This window comes from Acinetobacter sp. ANC_7513, assembly GCF_056779915.1.
In genome coordinates this window covers 1-389 of the sequence record NZ_JBWYIW010000031.1, presented here as the reverse complement: position 1 = coordinate 389, position 389 = coordinate 1, and the positions used below count along the sequence as shown (strand labels likewise).

At 43.4% G+C, this 389-nt stretch carries 1 protein-coding gene; it reads right to left on the bottom strand.

Features of this window, described 5'->3' with window-relative positions; genetic code table 11:
- Positions 1-389 (bottom strand): FAD-dependent oxidoreductase (locus tag AC1M9B_RS14400; RefSeq protein WP_481609340.1); only part of this gene is annotated, 389 nt, incomplete at both ends.

The following is a 389-nucleotide window of genomic DNA, read 5'->3' as shown; positions in this document are numbered from 1 at the left end:
AAGGTACTGTTGTACAGTCACCCGCAGCAAATACACCTTTTACATTGGTTTCGTTGCGATCGTTAATCACAATCTCACCACGGTTGGTTAATTCAACTTGGGTTTCTTTTAAGAAATCCGTGTTGGGTAACAAACCGATTTGTACGAAGATCCCCGCCAATTCGACAGTGTGTTCTTCATCCGTCGCACGGTCTTTGTATTTCAGTGCAGTGACTTGTTTGCCATCACCCACAACTTCTGTAGACAACGCATTTTTGATGACAGTCGTGTTAGGTAAGCTGTTCAATTTATCTTGAAGTACTTGGTCAGCACGCAGCTTAGTATCAAACTCAACTAAAGTGACATGCTCAACAATACCCGCAAGGTCAATTGCCGCTTCAACACCAGAG